Source organism: Bacteroides sp., assembly GCA_036351255.1.
Taxonomy (GTDB): domain Bacteria; phylum Bacteroidota; class Bacteroidia; order Bacteroidales; family UBA7960; genus UBA7960.
In genome coordinates this window covers 1-17,098 of sequence record JAZBOS010000024.1, presented here as the reverse complement: position 1 = coordinate 17,098, position 17,098 = coordinate 1, and the positions used below count along the sequence as shown (strand labels likewise).

Here is a 17,098-nt window from a genome sequence, read left to right as displayed (position 1 = left end):
TTTCAAGGAATTTAGAAAAAAACCGGGATCAAATGCTTTCGGTATCCACAAGGATCATGATGGAACGTGAAGGAAGGTTTACTTCCTCTTTCAAAGGCTTATCGAAGCCTTGTGTAATGACACCAGCTTCATTCACTTCATCCTTGGTGGCTACCACGCGCCATTCGCCATCGGGCAGGTCAACCTTCAATTCGCCGGGATCGGCATTGTAATACACCAGGATATTCTTCCAGCGGTCGCCATTGGCATTATTGCCAATGTGGTATCCCACCACCAGGGGATGTTCGATGTCAAAAAAACTTAAATGCTTTTGAATCAGATCAGTGGTAGGCATCCGAAATGCAGGATGGTTTTTCCGCAAAGCGATCATATCCCTGTAAAAGGTAAACACATCATAGTATTTGGCCTTTTGTGTCCATACAAGCTGATTGATGCTGTCGGGAAGGTTATAGCTGTTGTGTTCGCCAAACTTGGTACGCACCAACTCCTCACCTGCGTGCAGGAACGATACGCCCTGGGAGGTCAGAACAATGGCGTTGGCAAATTTCTGAATATCAAGCCTATCCTGTTCGTTGCAATCGGGACAGGTAAATACGGTCTTATCCCAAAGCACAGGGTTGTCGTGACAAGTGACATAAGTTATGGTCTTCAGGGGCTGATCGGCATAGGGGGCATCGGAATAATTCACGGCAGCATAGTCGATCTGGGGGTGCTTGGTAGAAGCCACCACACCAAACTTAATGCTTTCCTTCACGCCTTCCTTGCCCACCATAAAGCCCTGGTCTTTCGCATCGTACCAGTGGCCACGAATGCCATCGCGGATATCATCGCTGAATACTGCAATGCCATCAAGCTGTGTGGCGTGGGCCTTCAGGGCGCGGTCTTCAAGAGGCAGGGGCGTTTCATTGGCAGTCCAGCCTTCCCCATAGAGGAAAATGGCCGGGTCAATCCTGTCCATCTCCTCGCGGATCAGATTCATCGTTTCTATGTCGTGCAGGCCCATCAAGTCAAAGCGAAAACCATCGATGCGGTATTCGTTAGCCCAGTGTTTCAGGGATTCGATCATAAATTTCCGCATCATGGGCTTTTCTGAAGCCGTCTCATTGCCGCAATAAGCACCGTTGGCATAGCTTCCATCTTCCCAGCGACGGAAATAGTAGCCCGGCACCAGTTGCTCAAAGGCTGAGGCTTCCGCATCAAACATGTGGTTATACACCACATCCATGATGACCCTGATCCCTGCCTGGTGCAAGGCTTGCACCATTTGTTTGAACTCTTTAATGCGCACCCTGCCATCATAAGGGTCGGTGGAATAGGAACCTTCCGGAACATTGTAGTTCTTGGGGTCATATCCCCAGTTAAACTGGGGCTCGTCGAGGCGGGTTTCGTCAACGGTAAAGAAGTCGAAGGAAGGCAGCAGGTGGACATGTGTAACCCCCAGCTCCACGAGGTGATCAACCATGGTGGGCAGGCCTTCGGGGCTTTTAGTTCCCCTTTCGGTAAAGGCAAGGAACTTTCCGGGGTAAGCTGAGCCCGCGCTGGGGTGGATGCTGAAATCGCGCACATGGATCTCCCAGATCACAATATCGGCGTGGCTGGCAAGGTGAGGGCGCTGGTCGTTTTCCCAGCCTTCGGGATCCGTTTTACTGAAGTCGACGATCATCCCCCGGTTGCCATTCACCCCCACTGCCTTGGCGGTGGGATCAGGCACTTCTTTTTTCCAGGCATCATCGATGCGGGCCTGGAAAGTATAATAACGGTTTTCCCAGTCTCCGTTCAATTTAAAGGACCATGTTCCATCCCTTCCTTTTTTCATCTCATGGGTTCCCAGCAATTCGCCATCCTGTCCCTGGTCATAGATCCTGACCAACACTTCGGTAGCAGTGGGTGCCCAGATTTTAAAAATAGTCTTTTCGGGACTCCATGTGACTCCCAGATCATTGCCTTCATAAACCGGATAGGTGCCTTGTCCGACCCTGGGCTTACAACTTACAAATGTCATTGCAAAAAATAAAGTGAAAAGAATCAGACGTGTTTTCATCTGCTCGACTGTTTTACTTGAAGGGACAAAAATACATTTTTTTTAATGACTGCCTTATTCAACTTTTTTTCAAAAAATAGCCTTTTTAAGTTATTCACTGATGCTTTTTACGGTTAATTGTAATATTTTTGAAAACAGGAATGATCAGGCCGGTTTACCTGCACTTGGGTTTCCGGCATTTAAAACAACCAAAACCCCATCTCATGAAAGCTTCTCTTTTCATAGTCAGCCTGCTTTTGTTCATGTTTGCAGGGCAAAGTGTTTTTGCTCAGGACAACGAGGAAAAGCCTCAGGTGTATCGAATCGAAACCTCCGACCGGAATATCTATACCGGCCAAATCATCTCTGAAACCAATGAAGCCATTGTTTTGCGCACGGAAAACCTAGGAGACATTACCCTTCTGAAATCAAACATCATCCGCAGAACTCGCCTGGAAGAAAGCGGCAAGGAGAATCAAATTGTCAACATCCATGGAAATCGCTACTTTGTCTTGTCCAACAGCCTGGGAATCCCAAAAGGATCAGGATATTATCAGAACTCCTGGGTCTTTTTCAACCAGGCCCACTATGGCATCACCAATAATATATCTATCGGAGCAGGCATTGTTCCTTTATTCCTATTTGCAGGGGCCCCATCCCCTATTTGGATTGTTCCTTCTGTCAACATTCCTGTTTCAAAGGATAATTTTTCCCTGGGTGTCAATGCCCTGATCGCTACCATTGCAGGAGAAGATGTTGAGGGAACAGCCGGTTTTGTGACCTTTACTGCCACTTTTGGCAACCGCAACAACAACCTGTCGCTGGGACTGGGATACGGTTATGCCGGCGAAAATTGGGCGCAAAGTCCATTGGTATCCATCAGCGGGATGATCCGCACCGGTCAAAAACATTATTTGCTGACCGAAAACTATTACGTTAGCGGGGTGGATGCATTCAACCTCATGAGTTTTTTCGGGGGGCGTTTTGATTTCAGGGGTGCTGCCCTCGATTACGGCCTCTTTATACCCATGTTTGAAGGCATGGACGTTTTTGTTGCAGTACCCTGGCTGGGCGTGGCCATCCCTTTCGGGAATCATTGACATCCTTTGGCCCTATGTGAAGAAACTTTCCTAATTTAGCCGGCAAATTAATTCAAGGTTTTGCCGTGAGGAAGTTTTTTAAGCATTCTACCTTCAAGTTATCCGTGTTTTTCCTTTTCTTTTTCCTGTTTTCAAAGGTATTTGCCAGTGACCCTCCCCCTCCCGAGGCCCTGAGCAATCACGCGTATGCCATTCTTTCGGCCGACAGCATTGATATGGGTCGCCTTCAGGCAGGTAACCCCGGAGTGGGGTCCATAACCCTGACCAATGCAGGCAATAGGGAAATGATCGTGGCCAGGGTACGCAGCTCTTGCGGACTGCTCATTACCTCCTGGCCGGCAAAGCCCTTGAGTCCGGGAGAACAGGCAAGCATTTCCTTTCGTTATGACACCTCCACACTGGGGGCTTTTCGCCGTAATATCGTCATCCATACGAATGCCTGGCAAGGAACCCTGGTGGTACCTGTTAAAGGCGAAGTAGTGCCCGCTCGCCCAAAAGCCTCCGACTAATGGGGCGAAACAACAGATTAAAGTCCTTTCAATATTACTAGGAAATCAATAAAAAATTTGGGAACTTTGCCCCCGAAACAAGCTTGAATTTTTTTCTATCAACCCTATAAATATCAACGTTTATGCCCAAGATTTCTGAAAAGGGACGTATGATGCCCGCAAGCCCCATTAGGAAGCTTGTCCCCTATGCTGATCAGGCCAAAAAACAGGGCGTTAAAGTGTTTCACCTGAACATTGGCCAACCCGACATTCCTACCCCCCAGAGCATGATCGATGCCATGCACAAACTCGACATCAAGGTGATCGAATACAGCCACTCGGCAGGAATCCTTTCCTACCGCGAGAGCATGTGCAAATACTATGAAAAGCACGGGATCCAGGTCAAGCCCGATGAGATCATCGTCACTGCAGGCGCCTCTGAAGCCATCCTGTTTGCCGTACAGACTTGCCTGAACCCTGGCGACGAGATCATTATCCCCGAGCCCTTTTATGCCAATTACAACGGTTTTGCCACCAGCGCCGGGGTAAAGGTGAAACCCATCATCTCCGACATCGACAACGGGTTTGCCCTTCCGCCCATTGCCGAATTCGAGAAGGCCATCACCCCTTCCACCAAGGCCATCATGGTGTGCAACCCCAACAACCCTACTGGCTACCTTTACTCAAAGGAAGAACTGGAGATCCTACGTGAGATCGTACTAAAATACGACCTCTTCCTGTTTGCCGATGAAGTGTACCGCGAGTTTTGCTATGATGGGACGACCCATTTCTCTGTGCTGAACCTCGAAGGCCTTGATGATTATGTAGTATTGTTCGACTCTGTTTCCAAGCGTTACAGCGCCTGCGGCGTGCGTATCGGGGCCATGATCTCGCGCAACAAGGAGGTCATGCAGACCGCCATGAAGTTCGCCCAGGCCCGTCTGAGCCCGCCCTCCCTGGGACAGATTGCCTCTGAAGCAGCCATGGCTACGCCCGACAGCTATTTCGACGAGGTGATCGAAGAATACAAAGCCCGCCGTGACACCGTGGTGAAGGGTATGAACAAGATTCCAGGGGTTACCTGCCCCAACCCCAGGGGTGCATTTTACGTGACTGCACGCCTGCCCATCGACAACAGCGACAAGTTCTGCCAATGGCTGCTCGAATCATTTGAATACGAAAAGCAAACGGTGATGCTGGCTCCTGCGACAGGGTTCTACTCTACCCCCGGTGCAGGAACCAATGAAGTGCGCATCAGCTACGTGCTCAATGTGGGCGACCTCGAGAAGTCTATTCAGGTGCTTGGCGAGGCCCTTAAGGTATATCCCGGCAGGATCATTTAAGAAACAACAAAGAGGTTGAAAACCATCCGTTAAGGTTTTCTGCCTGCGAAACCCGGGGGTCCCCCTTGCTGCTGAGAACAGAAGCGGGGACCTCTTTCTTTTTCGGCTTACACCTTTCCAATCAGGAACTTTCCCGTGTAAGAATCTTCACATTTCACCAGGTCTTCGAGGGTACCTTCAAACACCAGCCTGCCCCCCTCTTCACCACCTTCCGGACCCAAATCGATGATCCAGTCGGCGCTTTTGATCACTTCGGGATTATGCTCGATTACGACCAGCGAATGCCCATTCTCAATAAGAGCATTGAATGCGATCAGCAATTTGCTGATGTCGTGGAAATGCAGGCCCGTGGTAGGCTCATCGAAAATAAACAAGGTTTTTTCGTTGGTGATGCCTTTGGTAAGAAATGAGGCCAACTTGATACGCTGGGCCTCGCCTCCGCTGAGGGTGCTGCTGGGCTGTCCCAGCCTCACATAGCCCAAGCCAACATCAGCAAGAGGTTGTAAGCGCGAAGCGATGCGTTTGCAGTGGGTACCACATTTCGCGGCATTGCCAAAGAATCCAATGGCATCATCCACGGTCATCTCCAGGATGTCAGTGATGGTCTTGCCTTCGAATAACACATCCAGGATCTCCTCCCTGAAGCGCTTACCCTTGCAACTCTCGCACACCAGCGTAATATCAGCCATAAACTGCATCTCGATCTTCACCTGCCCATCTCCTTCGCATTCGGGACAGCGGCCGCCCTCAATGTTAAACGAGAAGAAACCTGGCGTGTACCCGCGCGTTTTAGCCAGCGGCTGATCAGCAAATAGACTGCGGATGTCGTCGTAGGCTTTCAGATAGGTTACGGGGTTCGACCTTGAAGATTTGCCTATTGGGTTCTGATCAATGTATTCTACTCCTGCGATGCGATTATAATCTCCTTCGAGGGCATCGAATCGCCCGGTGCGTTCGCCATAACCACCATAAATCTTCTTTAGCGCAGGGTAAAGAATGGATTTTACCAGTGTGGTCTTTCCAGAGCCACTTACCCCGGTGACCAAAGTCATAACCCTGAGGGGAATCTTCACATCAAAGCCCTTGAGGTTGTGCTGTCTGACGCCTTTCAATTCGATGAACTCCTTCCAGGGCCTCCTCTTTTTGGGTAGTGGGATCTCCAGTTTCCCATTGAGGTATTTCGCCGTAAGGCTGGTTTTATGCTTCAGCAGGTCCTTGAAATCACCCTGAAATACGATCTCCCCGCCATGGCTGCCTGCCAGGGGGCCAATGTCCACCAGCTGGTCAGCAGCCCGCATGATGTCTTCATCGTGCTCCACCACAATCACCGTATTGCCCAGGTCACGTAATTTCTTCAGCACCTCAATCAGCCGGTGGGTATCACGCTGGTGCAGGCCAATACTGGGCTCATCGAGGATATACATCGAACCCACCAGGCTGCTGCCCAGAGAAGTGGCCAGGTTGATACGCTGCGACTCGCCTCCTGAAAGCGTGTTTGACAGGCGGTTTAGGGTGAGGTAGCCGAGCCCTACATCGTTCAGAAAAGACAGGCGTTGATTGATCTCCACCAACAGCCTGCGGGAGAGCTCACGCTCGTGCGGATCCAGGGTGATGGTCTGAAAAAAACGGGCCAGCCTGTCAATAGGCATAAGCACCAGTTCCGTGATGGTTTTGCCCGCCACCTTCACATATGCTGCATCCTTTCTTAGGCGAGTGCCCTGGCATTCCGGGCACACCGTCTTCCCGCGATAGCGCGAAAGCATCACACGGTACTGGATTTTATAGGTGTTCTCCTCCACCATCCTGAAGAAGTCATTCAGCCCGTGGAAGTACGCGTTGCCCGTCCACAAAAGCTGTTTCTGCTCCTCGCTGAGCTGGTAATAAGGTTTATGTATAGGGAAATCAAACTTATAGGCGTTTTTGACCAGCTCCTCGTTCCACAGGCCCATTTTTTCGCCCTTCCAGCAGGCAATGGTTCCTTCATAAATACTGAGGCTCTTGTTGGGAACAACCAAGTCAGGGTCTATGCCAATCACACTGCCAAAGCCTTCACAAACCTTACAGGCCCCATAGGGGTTGTTGAAAGTAAACAGGTTCACCGAAGGCTCTTCAAATTGCATGTCATCCAGCTCAAAACGGCTGGAAAAATGAACCTGTTTTTTCGCCCCGTTCAACTCATATTCCAGCAGGCACTCCCCTTCACCTTCATAAAAGGCAGTCTGCACCGAATCGGCGATCCGGGCCTGGAGATCTCCATCCTCGTCCCGCACCTGGAAGCGGTCAATGATTACGCAAGGCCGCTTCCTGACGGGGATATCCTGGATCAGAGGAAGCGTTTCCTCGATTCGTTTGATCTCATCATTGATCATGACCCTCGAGAAGCCCTGCTGCATCAGCACTGAAAGTTGTTGCTCCAGGCTGCGCCCCTCCTTGAGGGTGATGGGGGCCAGGGTCAGCACCATGGTGTCAACAGGCAATGCCAGGGTATGATCCACCACATCGGTGACTGAATGACGCATCACCAGGTTGCCCGACAAGGGTGAATAAGTCTTTCCGATACGCGCAAACAGAAGCTTCAGGTATTCATAAATCTCGGTGGAAGTCCCAACCGTAGATCTTGGGTTGCGGGTATTCACCTTCTGCTCGATAGCTATGGCCGGCGAGATGCCTTTGATATAATCCACTTCGGGCTTGTGCATCCTTCCCAGGAATTGACGGGCATATGAACTCAGGCTCTCCACATAACGTCGCTGGCCTTCCGAATACAGCGTATCGAAAGCCAGCGAGGACTTCCCTGAACCCGACAATCCTGTGATGACTACCAGGCTGTTGCGCCTGAGCACCACATCAACATTTTTTAGGTTGTGTACCCGCGCACCCTTGATGATGATGTACTTTTTGGGGTCGTAGGTTTCCAGTTTGGCGGTTGCAACCATAGGTTTGAAAAATAGCCTGCAAAGTTACCATTTTAATCTTTCTACCCCAAGCCCCCCTTGCAATCAATTGTTGCAATGAAAACATTTCCAGTGCCCCTGAATTCATTTACACAATAAAGATTTCTTTGTACCTTGCACTGTTTTTCCCCCTGTAACGGGGTGCTTTTTAAAACCTAAAAAACACGAAAAGCTATGATGAAGGAGAATCTGACCGAATTTATCAGCAACAGTATTCGCAAGAACTGGGAGCTGGAATCCATGACAGACTACAAGGGAGAAAGCCTCACCTTTAAGGAAGTAGCCGCGCGAATAGCCCGGCTGCATAGCCTCTTTGACGCCTTCGGGGTAAAAAAGGGTGATAAAGTGGCCCTGATAGGGAAAAACTCGGCCAACTGGGGGGTCACCTTCCTGGGCACCATCACCTATGGAGCAGTCATCGTACCCATCTTGCCCGACTTCAAGCCCAACGATGTTCACCACATCACCAACCATTCCGAATCGATATTGATGTTTGCTGCAGATAATATTTTTGATTCCCTTGAAATCAGCGAAATGCCCGAACTGCTTGGGGCCTTCTCGTTGAAAGACTTTTCCTTCCTGGGCTGCGGCAAGGAAAAGAAATGTCAGGAAGTGGCTGCCAAGGCCGAAAAGGTCTTCCAGAAGAAATACCCCGATGGGCTAAAACCTGAAGATGCCAATTATACCCCTATCCCCAACTCAGAGATGGCTGAGATCAGCTATACTTCCGGCACCACGGGATTTACCAAGGGGGTCATGATATTGCACAACAACCTCGCCGCCAACGTAGTTTATGCCAACGACAATATGCCACTTGACCCGGGCGATAAGATCGTTTCCTTTCTGCCCCTTGCGCATACCTACGGTTGTGCCTTCGAATTCCTGTGGCCTTTTACCCTGGGCTGCCATATCACTTTCCTGACCAAAACGCCAAGTCCCGCCATCATCCTTCAAGCCTTCAAGGAGATCCGGCCAAGGCTGGTGCTTTCCGTACCGCTGGTCATCGAAAAGATTTATAAGAAACAGCTGCTGCCCGTCATCAGCAAGCCCAGCATGAAAGTGCTGCTTAAAACGCCCGTGTTGAACAAGGTGATCAAAAAGAAAATCCGTGAAAAGCTTAGCCAGGCTTTCGGTGCCAATTTCCACGAAGTGGTCATCGGGGGTGCTGCCCTCAACAAGGATGTGGAGCTCTTCTTCAATAAGATCGGCTTTCCCTTCTCTATCGGCTATGGGATGACCGAATGCGGGCCACTGATCAGCTATGCCAACTGGGACAAGACCCGCCTGGGTTCTGCCGGTAAAATTGTAGACAATATGGAAGTCACCATCGACAGCCCCGACCCCTACAAGGAAGTGGGCGAGATCCTGGTGCGCGGAGAGAACGTGATGCTGGGATATTACAAAAACGAAGAGGCCACCAAGGCGGCGCTCGACAAGGATGGCTGGCTGCACACTGGCGACCAGGGCGTCATCGACAAGGACAACTTCATTTACATCAAGGGCCGAAGCAAAAGCATGATCCTGGGCCCCTCGGGGCAGAACATATACCCCGAGGAAATTGAGGCCAAATACAACAACATGCCCTATGTGATGGAAGCTCTCATCATTGAGAAAGACCATCAACTGGTGGCCCTGATTTACCCCGATATGGAAGCTGCCGACAAAGATGGCATCAAAGAAGCCCAATTGAACGAAATCATGGAAAGCCATCGCAAGCATCTCAACCACGAGCTGCCCAACTATATGAACGTAGCCCGCTTTAAGATCGTTCCCGAGGAGTTTGAAAAAACCCCGAAGAAAAGTATCAAGCGCTTTTTATACACCATTGAAGAATAATCCAGGATATACAGCAGTGTTTTCTGCAACAGTGATAGGCCAAACCGCACATTTCCCGTTGCAGAAAACACCTGTTTTTTTCTCGTAATTACAATTGGTTTTCTGGTTATAGTTAAACATATCTTTATCGACACATTAGAGGATGTTAAAAAAATTAAAAAGCATCTTTTTCTTGAATGAAATAAAAAATTAATCTATATTTGCTTTGCTATTCGCAACAAACCCGATGTCGAACTAAAAATGGAGGACTGATTATCGCATAGACGTTTACTCTTTTTCTTAAATACCGGAGGCATTTATGAATAATGACCGCGTAATCTGCGATCAGGAGTTAATACGTCAGTTCATTAACGGTGATCACGATTCATTAGAAGAACTCATCAAACGGCATCAGCGGAAAGTCTTTTCCTATATTCTGCTCATCGTAAAAGACAAGCATCTGGCTGAGGATATCTTCCAGGACACCTTTATTAAGGTGATCAACACCTTGCGTGCCGGATCCTATAATGAGGAAGGGAAGTTCCTGCCCTGGGTGATGCGCATTGCCCACAACCTTATCATCGACTTCTTCCGTAAGTCAAAGCGTATGCCCTACGTTGAGAACAGCGAAGATTACGACCTGTTTGAAACCCTGAAGGTCTACGAGGAAACCATCGAGGACAAGCTTATCATTGCCCAGATTCACGACGATGTGAAGCGCTTGGTAGAATATCTCCCAGAGGAACAGAAGGAAGTGCTCAAGATGCGCCATTACATGGATATGAGTTTCAAGGACATCGCCGAACAGACCAACGTGAGCATCAACACCGCTTTGGGGCGTATGCGCTATGCGCTGATCAACCTCAGAAAAATGGTGAGTGAAAAAGAGATCATCCTGACCCGTTAATGTTGCTATCTTTTTTCTGTTTGAAAAACGGCTCTGAAAGCTGGTTTTTCGCAAATGATCTTTGGTTTTACCTCCCAAAGATTCACTCCTCTCACCTCCTGGCAAGGTGGCTTACCTGTTTTTTGACTCTCCTTGGCTAGTGACTCTCCCTTTTTGCATATGTCATCTCATACAGCTCGTTTCCCTAACAGGTTTTGCTAGTTTTCAGGCCTCTTTTTACCGCAATTGGCCTACCTTTGTCCACTGCTAAAAAAAATATACTGCTATGCAGATCCTGGAAAATCATTCCTTAAAGAAATTGAACACCTTTGGGCTGGATGTCCGTGCCCGGTATTTTGCTGAGGTAAGTTCGGCCGGGGAACTGCACAAGGTCTTTTCGCAATACCCCCCGGAGACCACCCCTCATCTTATCCTGGGTGGGGGAAGCAACCTGTTGTTCACCGGCGACTTTCCCGGGCTGGTCATCAAGGTCAGCATCCACGGAGTGGACATTCTTAACGAAACGGAAGAACAAGTGTTGGTGAGGGCCGCCGCAGGCGAGGACTGGGATGGCTTTGTAGGCTATTGCGTCGCCATGGGCTGGGGCGGGCTGGAGAACCTCTCACTTATTCCCGGGCAGGCGGGCAGCAGCCCCATCCAGAACATCGGAGCCTATGGAGTGGAACTCAAGGACCATTTTTACCAGCTCGATGCCTGGGACAAAATGACCGGCAACAGGGTGACCTTCTCGCGCGAAGCCTGCCGCTTTGGCTACCGCGACAGCATCTTTAAGCGCGAGGGGCGCAACCGTTATGTGATCCTGTCAGTGAGCTTCTGGCTGACCAAAAAAAACCACCGCTTGCAGCTGGGCTATGGGGCCATCCAATCCGGACTGCAGCAAGGAAACATCACGGCCCCCACCATCGCCGATGTGCGCGAAGTGGTTTGCAGCATACGTCGCAGCAAGCTGCCCGATCCGGCCGTAACCGGCAATGCCGGGAGTTTTTTCAAAAACCCCGTCATTGGCCAAAAACAGTTCGAGGGACTTAAGCAAGAATTCCCAGCAATCGTAGCTTTCCCCGATCCCGCAGGCGTAAAGCTGGCTGCTGGTTGGCTGATCGAACAGGCCGGCTGGAAAGGATACCGCGAAGGTGATGCCGGCATCCACCCCCTGCAGGCACTGGTGCTGGTCAATTATGGTCAAGCCACCGGGAAAGACCTGTTGGCCCTTTCAGAAAAAGTGAAGGCCTCTGTGCTCCAACAATTTGGGGTCAGGCTGGAAACCGAAGTCAACATTGTCTGAGCTGAAAAACCTTCAAAAAATGACTTCCAGTGCCCAACTGGCTTCATTTTTTTTGTATCTTGAGCAACAGCAATAGCGAAACAGGATTGTCCGATGGAACAAAACAATACCTTATTCAAAAAAATAGAATTTTACGGAGCGCTCGTCACCCTGGCGCTTTTGATTTACCGCGTGGTCTTTGGCACCGGGCTCAACGGCCTGCTGATCACCGCCCTGGTGGTGATGGCCATTTATTATATGTGGTTTGGCTTTTTTATCTTTTCGGGGCGCTCCCTGCGCGACCTGGCCACCCCCCAGTCGCGGAAAAGAATCAGCCCCTTCAGGATCGCCTCCAGCATTCTCATGGGACTGGTGTATTCCTTCTGCACCATCGCCATCTTGTATGCCGTTTTCTTTTATGAAGCGATGAACTTTATGCTGGCCTTCGCCTTTTTCCTGTCCTTGCTCGCCACCGGCTTCACCCTGGTTTATCATAAGCTCAATCCCGAAGACGGACCATATCTCAGGCAGTTCTACCAACGTTCAGCCATCCTTGGGCTGTTGTGCCTGGCCATGTGGATCACCCCGGTGAATACCCGCCTGAAGGTGCTTTTCCGCCAACATCCTGACTATATCGAAGCCTACCAGAACTACCGCGCCAACCCCGATGATGAGCAGGCCGAAGAAGCGCTGCGCAAGGCCAGGAGTTTCTTCCGGTAATACTTACCACTTCTTGAAAATAAAAAACGCCGCTGCCACCAGCAGAATAAAGCCCACCAGGTAATTCCAGCGAAAATCCTCCTTCAGGTATAGGATGGAAAAGACTGAGAACACCACCAGCGTGATGATTTCCTGCATGGTTTTCAGTTGAACCGCATTGAATTGCCCGTAGCCGATCCGGTTGGCAGGCACCTGGAAGATGTATTCGAAAAAGGCAATGAACCAGGCCACGAAGATGACCTTCCATAATGCTACGTGTTCAAACTTCAGATGCCCGTACCAGGCAAACGTCATAAAGACGTTGGAAATCAGCAGCAATAATATTGTTCGCATAGCAATAAAAAAACCTTCCTAAAATAATCGCGCAAAGGTAGGAAGGTTTAAATATGCTTTTTAAGCAGGAAGAAAATTTTATTCCAGCTTCAGCGAGGCGATGATGCCTTTGATCTTTTCCTCAAGCTGGGCGTTGGTTTGCTCAAAGTCTTCCGCCTTGCCTAGCTTGCCCTTAGCGCCAAAATAGAACTTGATCTTGGGCTCGGTGCCCGAAGGCCGCATGGTGAGCTTGCTGCCATCTTCGAGGAAAAACTGCAGCACATTCGACTTGGGTAAGTCGATGGTGACTTCCCTGCGTTGCACATAGTCAATGCACTTCGAGCTCAGGAAGTCCTTGAATTCGGCCACCTTCACGCCCTGAATCTGCACGGGCGGGTTTTTGCGAAAGCCCTCCATCATGGCCTGTATCTCTTCTACCCCGGCCTTGCCTTTCTTGGTGATGGAGATCAGTTTCTCGAGATAAAAGCCGTTTTCAACATAAAGGTCAATGAGGGTCTCATACAAAGTCTTGCCCTGCTCGCGGGCCCAGGCAGCGGCCTCGGCCACAAAGCAGCACGAGATGATGGCGTCCTTGTCGCGAACATAGTCGCCCACCAGGTATCCATAGCTCTCCTCGCCCCCTGCAATGAAGATCTTCTCCCCTTCAAGCTTACGAATGATCTCGGCAATGTATTTAAAGCCCGTCAGCACGTCGAAGCACTCCACTGCATGTTTGTCAGCGATCTTTTTCAACAGCTCGCTGGTGACAATGGTCTTGACGATAAATTCCTTACCCTTAAGCTTGCCCTTGGCCTTCCACTGCCCCAGGATGTAGCTGATGAGCAGGGAGGCGGTTTGGTTTCCATTGAGCAACACAAATTCACCCTTGAGGTCTTTCACGGCTATCCCAACGCGGTCGGCGTCGGGGTCGGTAGCCATCACCAGCTCGGCATTCACTTCGCGGGCCTTATCGAGGGCCATCTTCAGGGCGGCAGGCTCCTCGGGATTGGGCGAATGCACCGTAGGGAAGTCGCCGCTGGTGACATCCTGTTCGGGCACGTGATAGACGTTTTTAAAACCGAAAGCTTTCAATGCAGCCGGCGCCAGCTTCACCGCCGTGCCATGTATGGGCGTAAAGACGATCTTCATGTCGCGATGCTTCAGGTTGTTTTCGGGCGCCAGTGAATAGGCCTTCATCCGCTCGAGGTACAGGCGGTCCATGGCTTCGCCAAGCATCTCTATGTTCTCGTCCACGCGTTCAAACCGCACCTGGTCGACCGAGGTGATCTTTAGCACTTCGCTGATCACGTTCTTGTCGTGGGGCGCCACCAGCTGTCCACCATCATCCCAGTAAACCTTGTAACCATTATATTCCTTAGGGTTGTGCGAAGCGGTGATCACGATGCCGCTCTGGCAGCCCTTTTCCCTCACGGCAAAGCTCAGCTCGGGGGTAGGACGAAGCCCTTCAAACAGGTATACCTTCATCCCGTTGGCCGACAGGATCTCGGCCGAAATCTCGGCAAAGTAGGCGCTGTTGTTGCGGCAATCGTGGGCAATGGCCACGCTGATCTGAGGCACATCGGGGAAGCACTGTTTCAGGTAATTGGCCAGTCCCTGGGTGGCCATACCCACGGTATATTTGTTCATCCGGTTGGTGCCCACACCCATGATGCCGCGCAAGCCCCCGGTGCCAAACTCCAGGTCGCGGTAAAAAGCCTCGGTCAGCCCCACGGGGTCATTGTCCATCAGCGTCTTCACCTGGTTGCGGGTATCCTCGTCAAACGATTCGCCCAGCCATTTCCGGGCGCGCTCCAGCACTGCTGCATCCACTTTATTCATAGCCTTGGTGTTTTTGGGCAGGCCATAGCCCTGCCTTGTTTACCCCAAAGTTAGAATTTTTAGGCATTGATTAAAAACCCGTTCCTCCAGGGAAGAAAAAAATGGATGGAAAAATGCATCCCTCACAAAATGTCAGCACCATCCCAGCGATTTTTTGTGCCGGGCGAAGGATCATTCCTTCCCTTAGGACATACCTGCTCCCTACTAAGTCTTTTCACCCTTCGCTCCTGCGCCGTATTTAGTCCGTTTCCCTCTCGAAAAAATACAGCCCTGGAACGGAGACGGAACGGACTTGGTACGGACTTGGCACGGAGAAGACCACCCCCAGGCCTTCCATTCCAGGGGAATGGTCTGCCGGGAGTGCGGGAGCCATCTCCCCAGCCAATTCAACTCCCATCAAAAGGCCATTCAATAATGGGCAAGTTTATATATCTTTGAAAATCAATTGCAAATTATGAATGAAATTCTGAGCATTGGACTATTAATTTTCACGGGATATATTTTCGGAGAACTGGCCGAAAAGATAAAACTACCAAAAATATCAGGATACATCCTGGCAGGTATTTTGTTAAATCCAGACTTGGTGGGAATAATGACTAATGACTTTGTTGATCATACAGATCCCTTGCTTTCGGTTTCCTTATCCTTCATAACCTTTTCAATAGGAGGTTCCTTATCGGCCAGCAAACTCAGGGCCTCTGGCAAAAAAGTGATTTTTCTTACGCTGTTTGAATCGGTATTTGCCTTCATTTCCGTTTTCCTTTTTCTGTTTCTCAGTCTTTCCCTGGTCTTCAAGACCTTTGATTCCCTTTATGTTATAATAGCCGTCAGTCTTGTGCTTGCATCCTTGGCCGCCCCCACCGATCCTTCTGCCACCTTAGCCGTTATTCACGAATACAAAGCCCGTGGAGAGGTCAGCTCCACCATCCTGGAGATTGCGGCCTTTGATGATATTGTTGGAATCACCATTTACACGCTGGTTATGGCCTTCGCGGCATTTTTCCTGGGAAAAACAGAACTGGATTTCGGAAAGACGCTATTGAACCTCGGTTCAGGCATTGGCGGGGCTATTGCGATAGGTGGAATCATGGGATTATTGTTCAATGTGACCATAAAATTCTTCAAGGACCAACCCGAAGGAAGCCTGATCGTCCTGACCTTTAGCCTGATATTACTAAGCTACGGCATCTCAGAACTTTTCGGCTTTGAGTCCCTGCTCTCCACCATAGCCCTCGGCGCGGTCGTTTCAAATTTCAATCCCATTTCGGAAAAGATATTCAAGCTGATTGAACGTTATACGGATGAGTTGATCTTCGTGATATTTTTTACCCTATCGGGGCTTCACCTCCAACTGTCTTCCTTCACAGGAAGTTATGTGCTGATAATCATCTATATCCTTGCAAGGATGATCGGAAAATTTTCGGGCATGTATGTAGGTTCGGAAATAGTTCATGCGAGTCCGGCCGTCAAGAAATATACGGCAGGAGGTCTTATCCCGCAGGGAGGCATCGTGATTGGTCTGGCGCTTATTCTGACGGCAGATCCTGTATTTAAGGACACTGCTTCCATGATCATGGGGGTAGTCATTGGCGCAGCCCTGATCCATGAAATTATTGGACCCATATCCTCAAGGTTTTTTCTCAAAAAAGCGGGGGAGCTATGCTGACCATGGTATGATCATACCCCCAGACTTCATGATTAAAGGAAATCGTTTAAAGGTCACTGAAAAATTAAAGGAAAAATGCCGATTATCACCATTGAGATCACGCCCCAGGGCTATGCAAGAAAAGCCGAGATTGCCAGGGTTTTTACCGATGAGCTGAGCAGGATAACGGGAATCCCCAAGGAACCTATCGTAGTGGTATTCCATGAAACCCCTGTGGAGAGCATTGCCAGTGCAGGTGAAATGCTGGCAGAAAAGTTTAAGCGTGATCAGGGAAAGTAAGGGATAAAAATCAACAGAAAAAAAGCATGAACTGGATTATCCTGATCATAGCAGGTTTGTTTGAAGCGGCATTTGCCTTCTGCCTGGGGAAAGCCAAAATAACCTCCGGGAGCGAGATGTACTGGTGGTATGCCGGGTTTGGCATAACCCTTTTGATCAGCATGGCCTTGCTGATCAAGGCCACCCAAACCCTGCCCATAGGTACCGCTTATGCGGTATGGACCGGCATTGGGGCCGTGGGAACCGCCTTGCTGGGCATCCTGGTGTTTAAGGAGCCGGCTACCTTTCTGAGGATATTCTTCCTGGCTACTTTGATAGGATCCATTGTGGGGTTAAAGGCGGTTTCAAATTAAAAGAAGAAAGGAGAAATCAGATTGGAAGAATTGAAGAATGT

The 17,098-nt window shown here is 49.8% G+C and carries 14 protein-coding genes; 10 read left to right on the top strand and 4 right to left on the bottom strand.

The window, feature by feature from the left end:
* Nucleotides 1–28: 28 nt before the first annotated feature.
* Nucleotides 29–2,041: a type I pullulanase gene (gene pulA / locus V2I46_02200; protein ID MEE4176300.1), complete on the bottom strand. Its 2,013-nt coding sequence runs from the start codon at nt 2,039–2,041 to the stop codon at nt 29–31.
* Nucleotides 2,042–2,244: 203 nt separating this feature from the next.
* Between pulA and V2I46_02195 the strand changes: the two genes are divergently transcribed.
* The 3 genes from V2I46_02195 to V2I46_02185 all read left to right on the top strand — a co-directional run bounded on the left by V2I46_02195 (nt 2,245) and on the right by V2I46_02185 (nt 4,951).
* Complete coding sequence (locus V2I46_02195) at nt 2,245–3,120, top strand: hypothetical protein (protein MEE4176299.1); 876 nt, start codon at nt 2,245–2,247, stop codon at nt 3,118–3,120.
* Nucleotides 3,121–3,185: 65 nt separating this feature from the next.
* Complete coding sequence (locus tag V2I46_02190; protein MEE4176298.1) at nt 3,186–3,629, top strand: DUF1573 domain-containing protein; 444 nt, start codon at nt 3,186–3,188, stop codon at nt 3,627–3,629.
* A 122-nt stretch (nt 3,630–3,751) separates the two neighbouring features.
* Nucleotides 3,752–4,951, top strand: coding sequence for a pyridoxal phosphate-dependent aminotransferase (locus tag V2I46_02185; protein MEE4176297.1), 1,200 nt, complete (start codon nt 3,752–3,754; stop codon nt 4,949–4,951).
* A gap of 107 nt (nt 4,952–5,058) precedes the next feature.
* Here V2I46_02185 and uvrA read toward each other — a convergent pair whose 3' ends face one another.
* Nucleotides 5,059–7,887, bottom strand: coding sequence for an excinuclease ABC subunit UvrA (uvrA, locus tag V2I46_02180; protein ID MEE4176296.1), 2,829 nt, complete (start codon nt 7,885–7,887; stop codon nt 5,059–5,061).
* Between the two features lie 195 nt (nt 7,888–8,082).
* Between uvrA and V2I46_02175 the strand changes: the two genes are divergently transcribed.
* From V2I46_02175 to V2I46_02160, 4 genes are all read left to right on the top strand, one after another.
* Nucleotides 8,083–9,741 carry an AMP-binding protein gene (locus V2I46_02175; protein MEE4176295.1) on the top strand — a complete coding sequence of 553 codons (1,659 nt, stop codon included), beginning with the start codon at nt 8,083–8,085 and terminating at the stop codon, nt 9,739–9,741.
* A 298-nt stretch (nt 9,742–10,039) separates the two neighbouring features.
* Nucleotides 10,040–10,627, top strand: a complete 588-nt coding sequence (locus V2I46_02170; GenBank protein MEE4176294.1) for a sigma-70 family RNA polymerase sigma factor — start codon at nt 10,040–10,042, stop codon at nt 10,625–10,627.
* A 265-nt stretch (nt 10,628–10,892) separates the two neighbouring features.
* Nucleotides 10,893–11,909: a UDP-N-acetylmuramate dehydrogenase gene (gene murB / locus V2I46_02165; GenBank protein ID MEE4176293.1), complete on the top strand. Its 1,017-nt coding sequence runs from the start codon at nt 10,893–10,895 to the stop codon at nt 11,907–11,909.
* Between the two features lie 93 nt (nt 11,910–12,002).
* Complete coding sequence (locus V2I46_02160; protein ID MEE4176292.1) at nt 12,003–12,608, top strand: hypothetical protein; 606 nt, start codon at nt 12,003–12,005, stop codon at nt 12,606–12,608.
* A gap of 3 nt (nt 12,609–12,611) precedes the next feature.
* Here V2I46_02160 and V2I46_02155 read toward each other — a convergent pair whose 3' ends face one another.
* Both V2I46_02155 and V2I46_02150 read right to left on the bottom strand, forming a co-directional pair.
* On the bottom strand, nt 12,612–12,941 hold the full coding sequence (locus tag V2I46_02155; GenBank protein ID MEE4176291.1) for a DMT family protein: 330 nt from the start codon (nt 12,939–12,941) through the stop codon (nt 12,612–12,614).
* A 78-nt stretch (nt 12,942–13,019) separates the two neighbouring features.
* On the bottom strand, nt 13,020–14,759 hold the full coding sequence (locus tag V2I46_02150) for a phospho-sugar mutase (protein MEE4176290.1): 1,740 nt from the start codon (nt 14,757–14,759) through the stop codon (nt 13,020–13,022).
* 454 nt (nt 14,760–15,213) lie between these two features.
* Here V2I46_02150 and V2I46_02145 point away from each other — a divergent pair, with 454 nt between their 5' ends.
* The 3 genes from V2I46_02145 to V2I46_02135 all read left to right on the top strand — a co-directional run bounded on the left by V2I46_02145 (nt 15,214) and on the right by V2I46_02135 (nt 17,057).
* Complete coding sequence (locus V2I46_02145) at nt 15,214–16,425, top strand: cation:proton antiporter (GenBank protein ID MEE4176289.1); 1,212 nt, start codon at nt 15,214–15,216, stop codon at nt 16,423–16,425.
* A 75-nt stretch (nt 16,426–16,500) separates the two neighbouring features.
* Nucleotides 16,501–16,704: a tautomerase family protein gene (locus V2I46_02140; protein MEE4176288.1), complete on the top strand. Its 204-nt coding sequence runs from the start codon at nt 16,501–16,503 to the stop codon at nt 16,702–16,704.
* 26 nt (nt 16,705–16,730) lie between these two features.
* On the top strand, nt 16,731–17,057 hold the full coding sequence (locus tag V2I46_02135; protein MEE4176287.1) for a multidrug efflux SMR transporter: 327 nt from the start codon (nt 16,731–16,733) through the stop codon (nt 17,055–17,057).
* Nucleotides 17,058–17,098 lie beyond the last annotated feature (41 nt).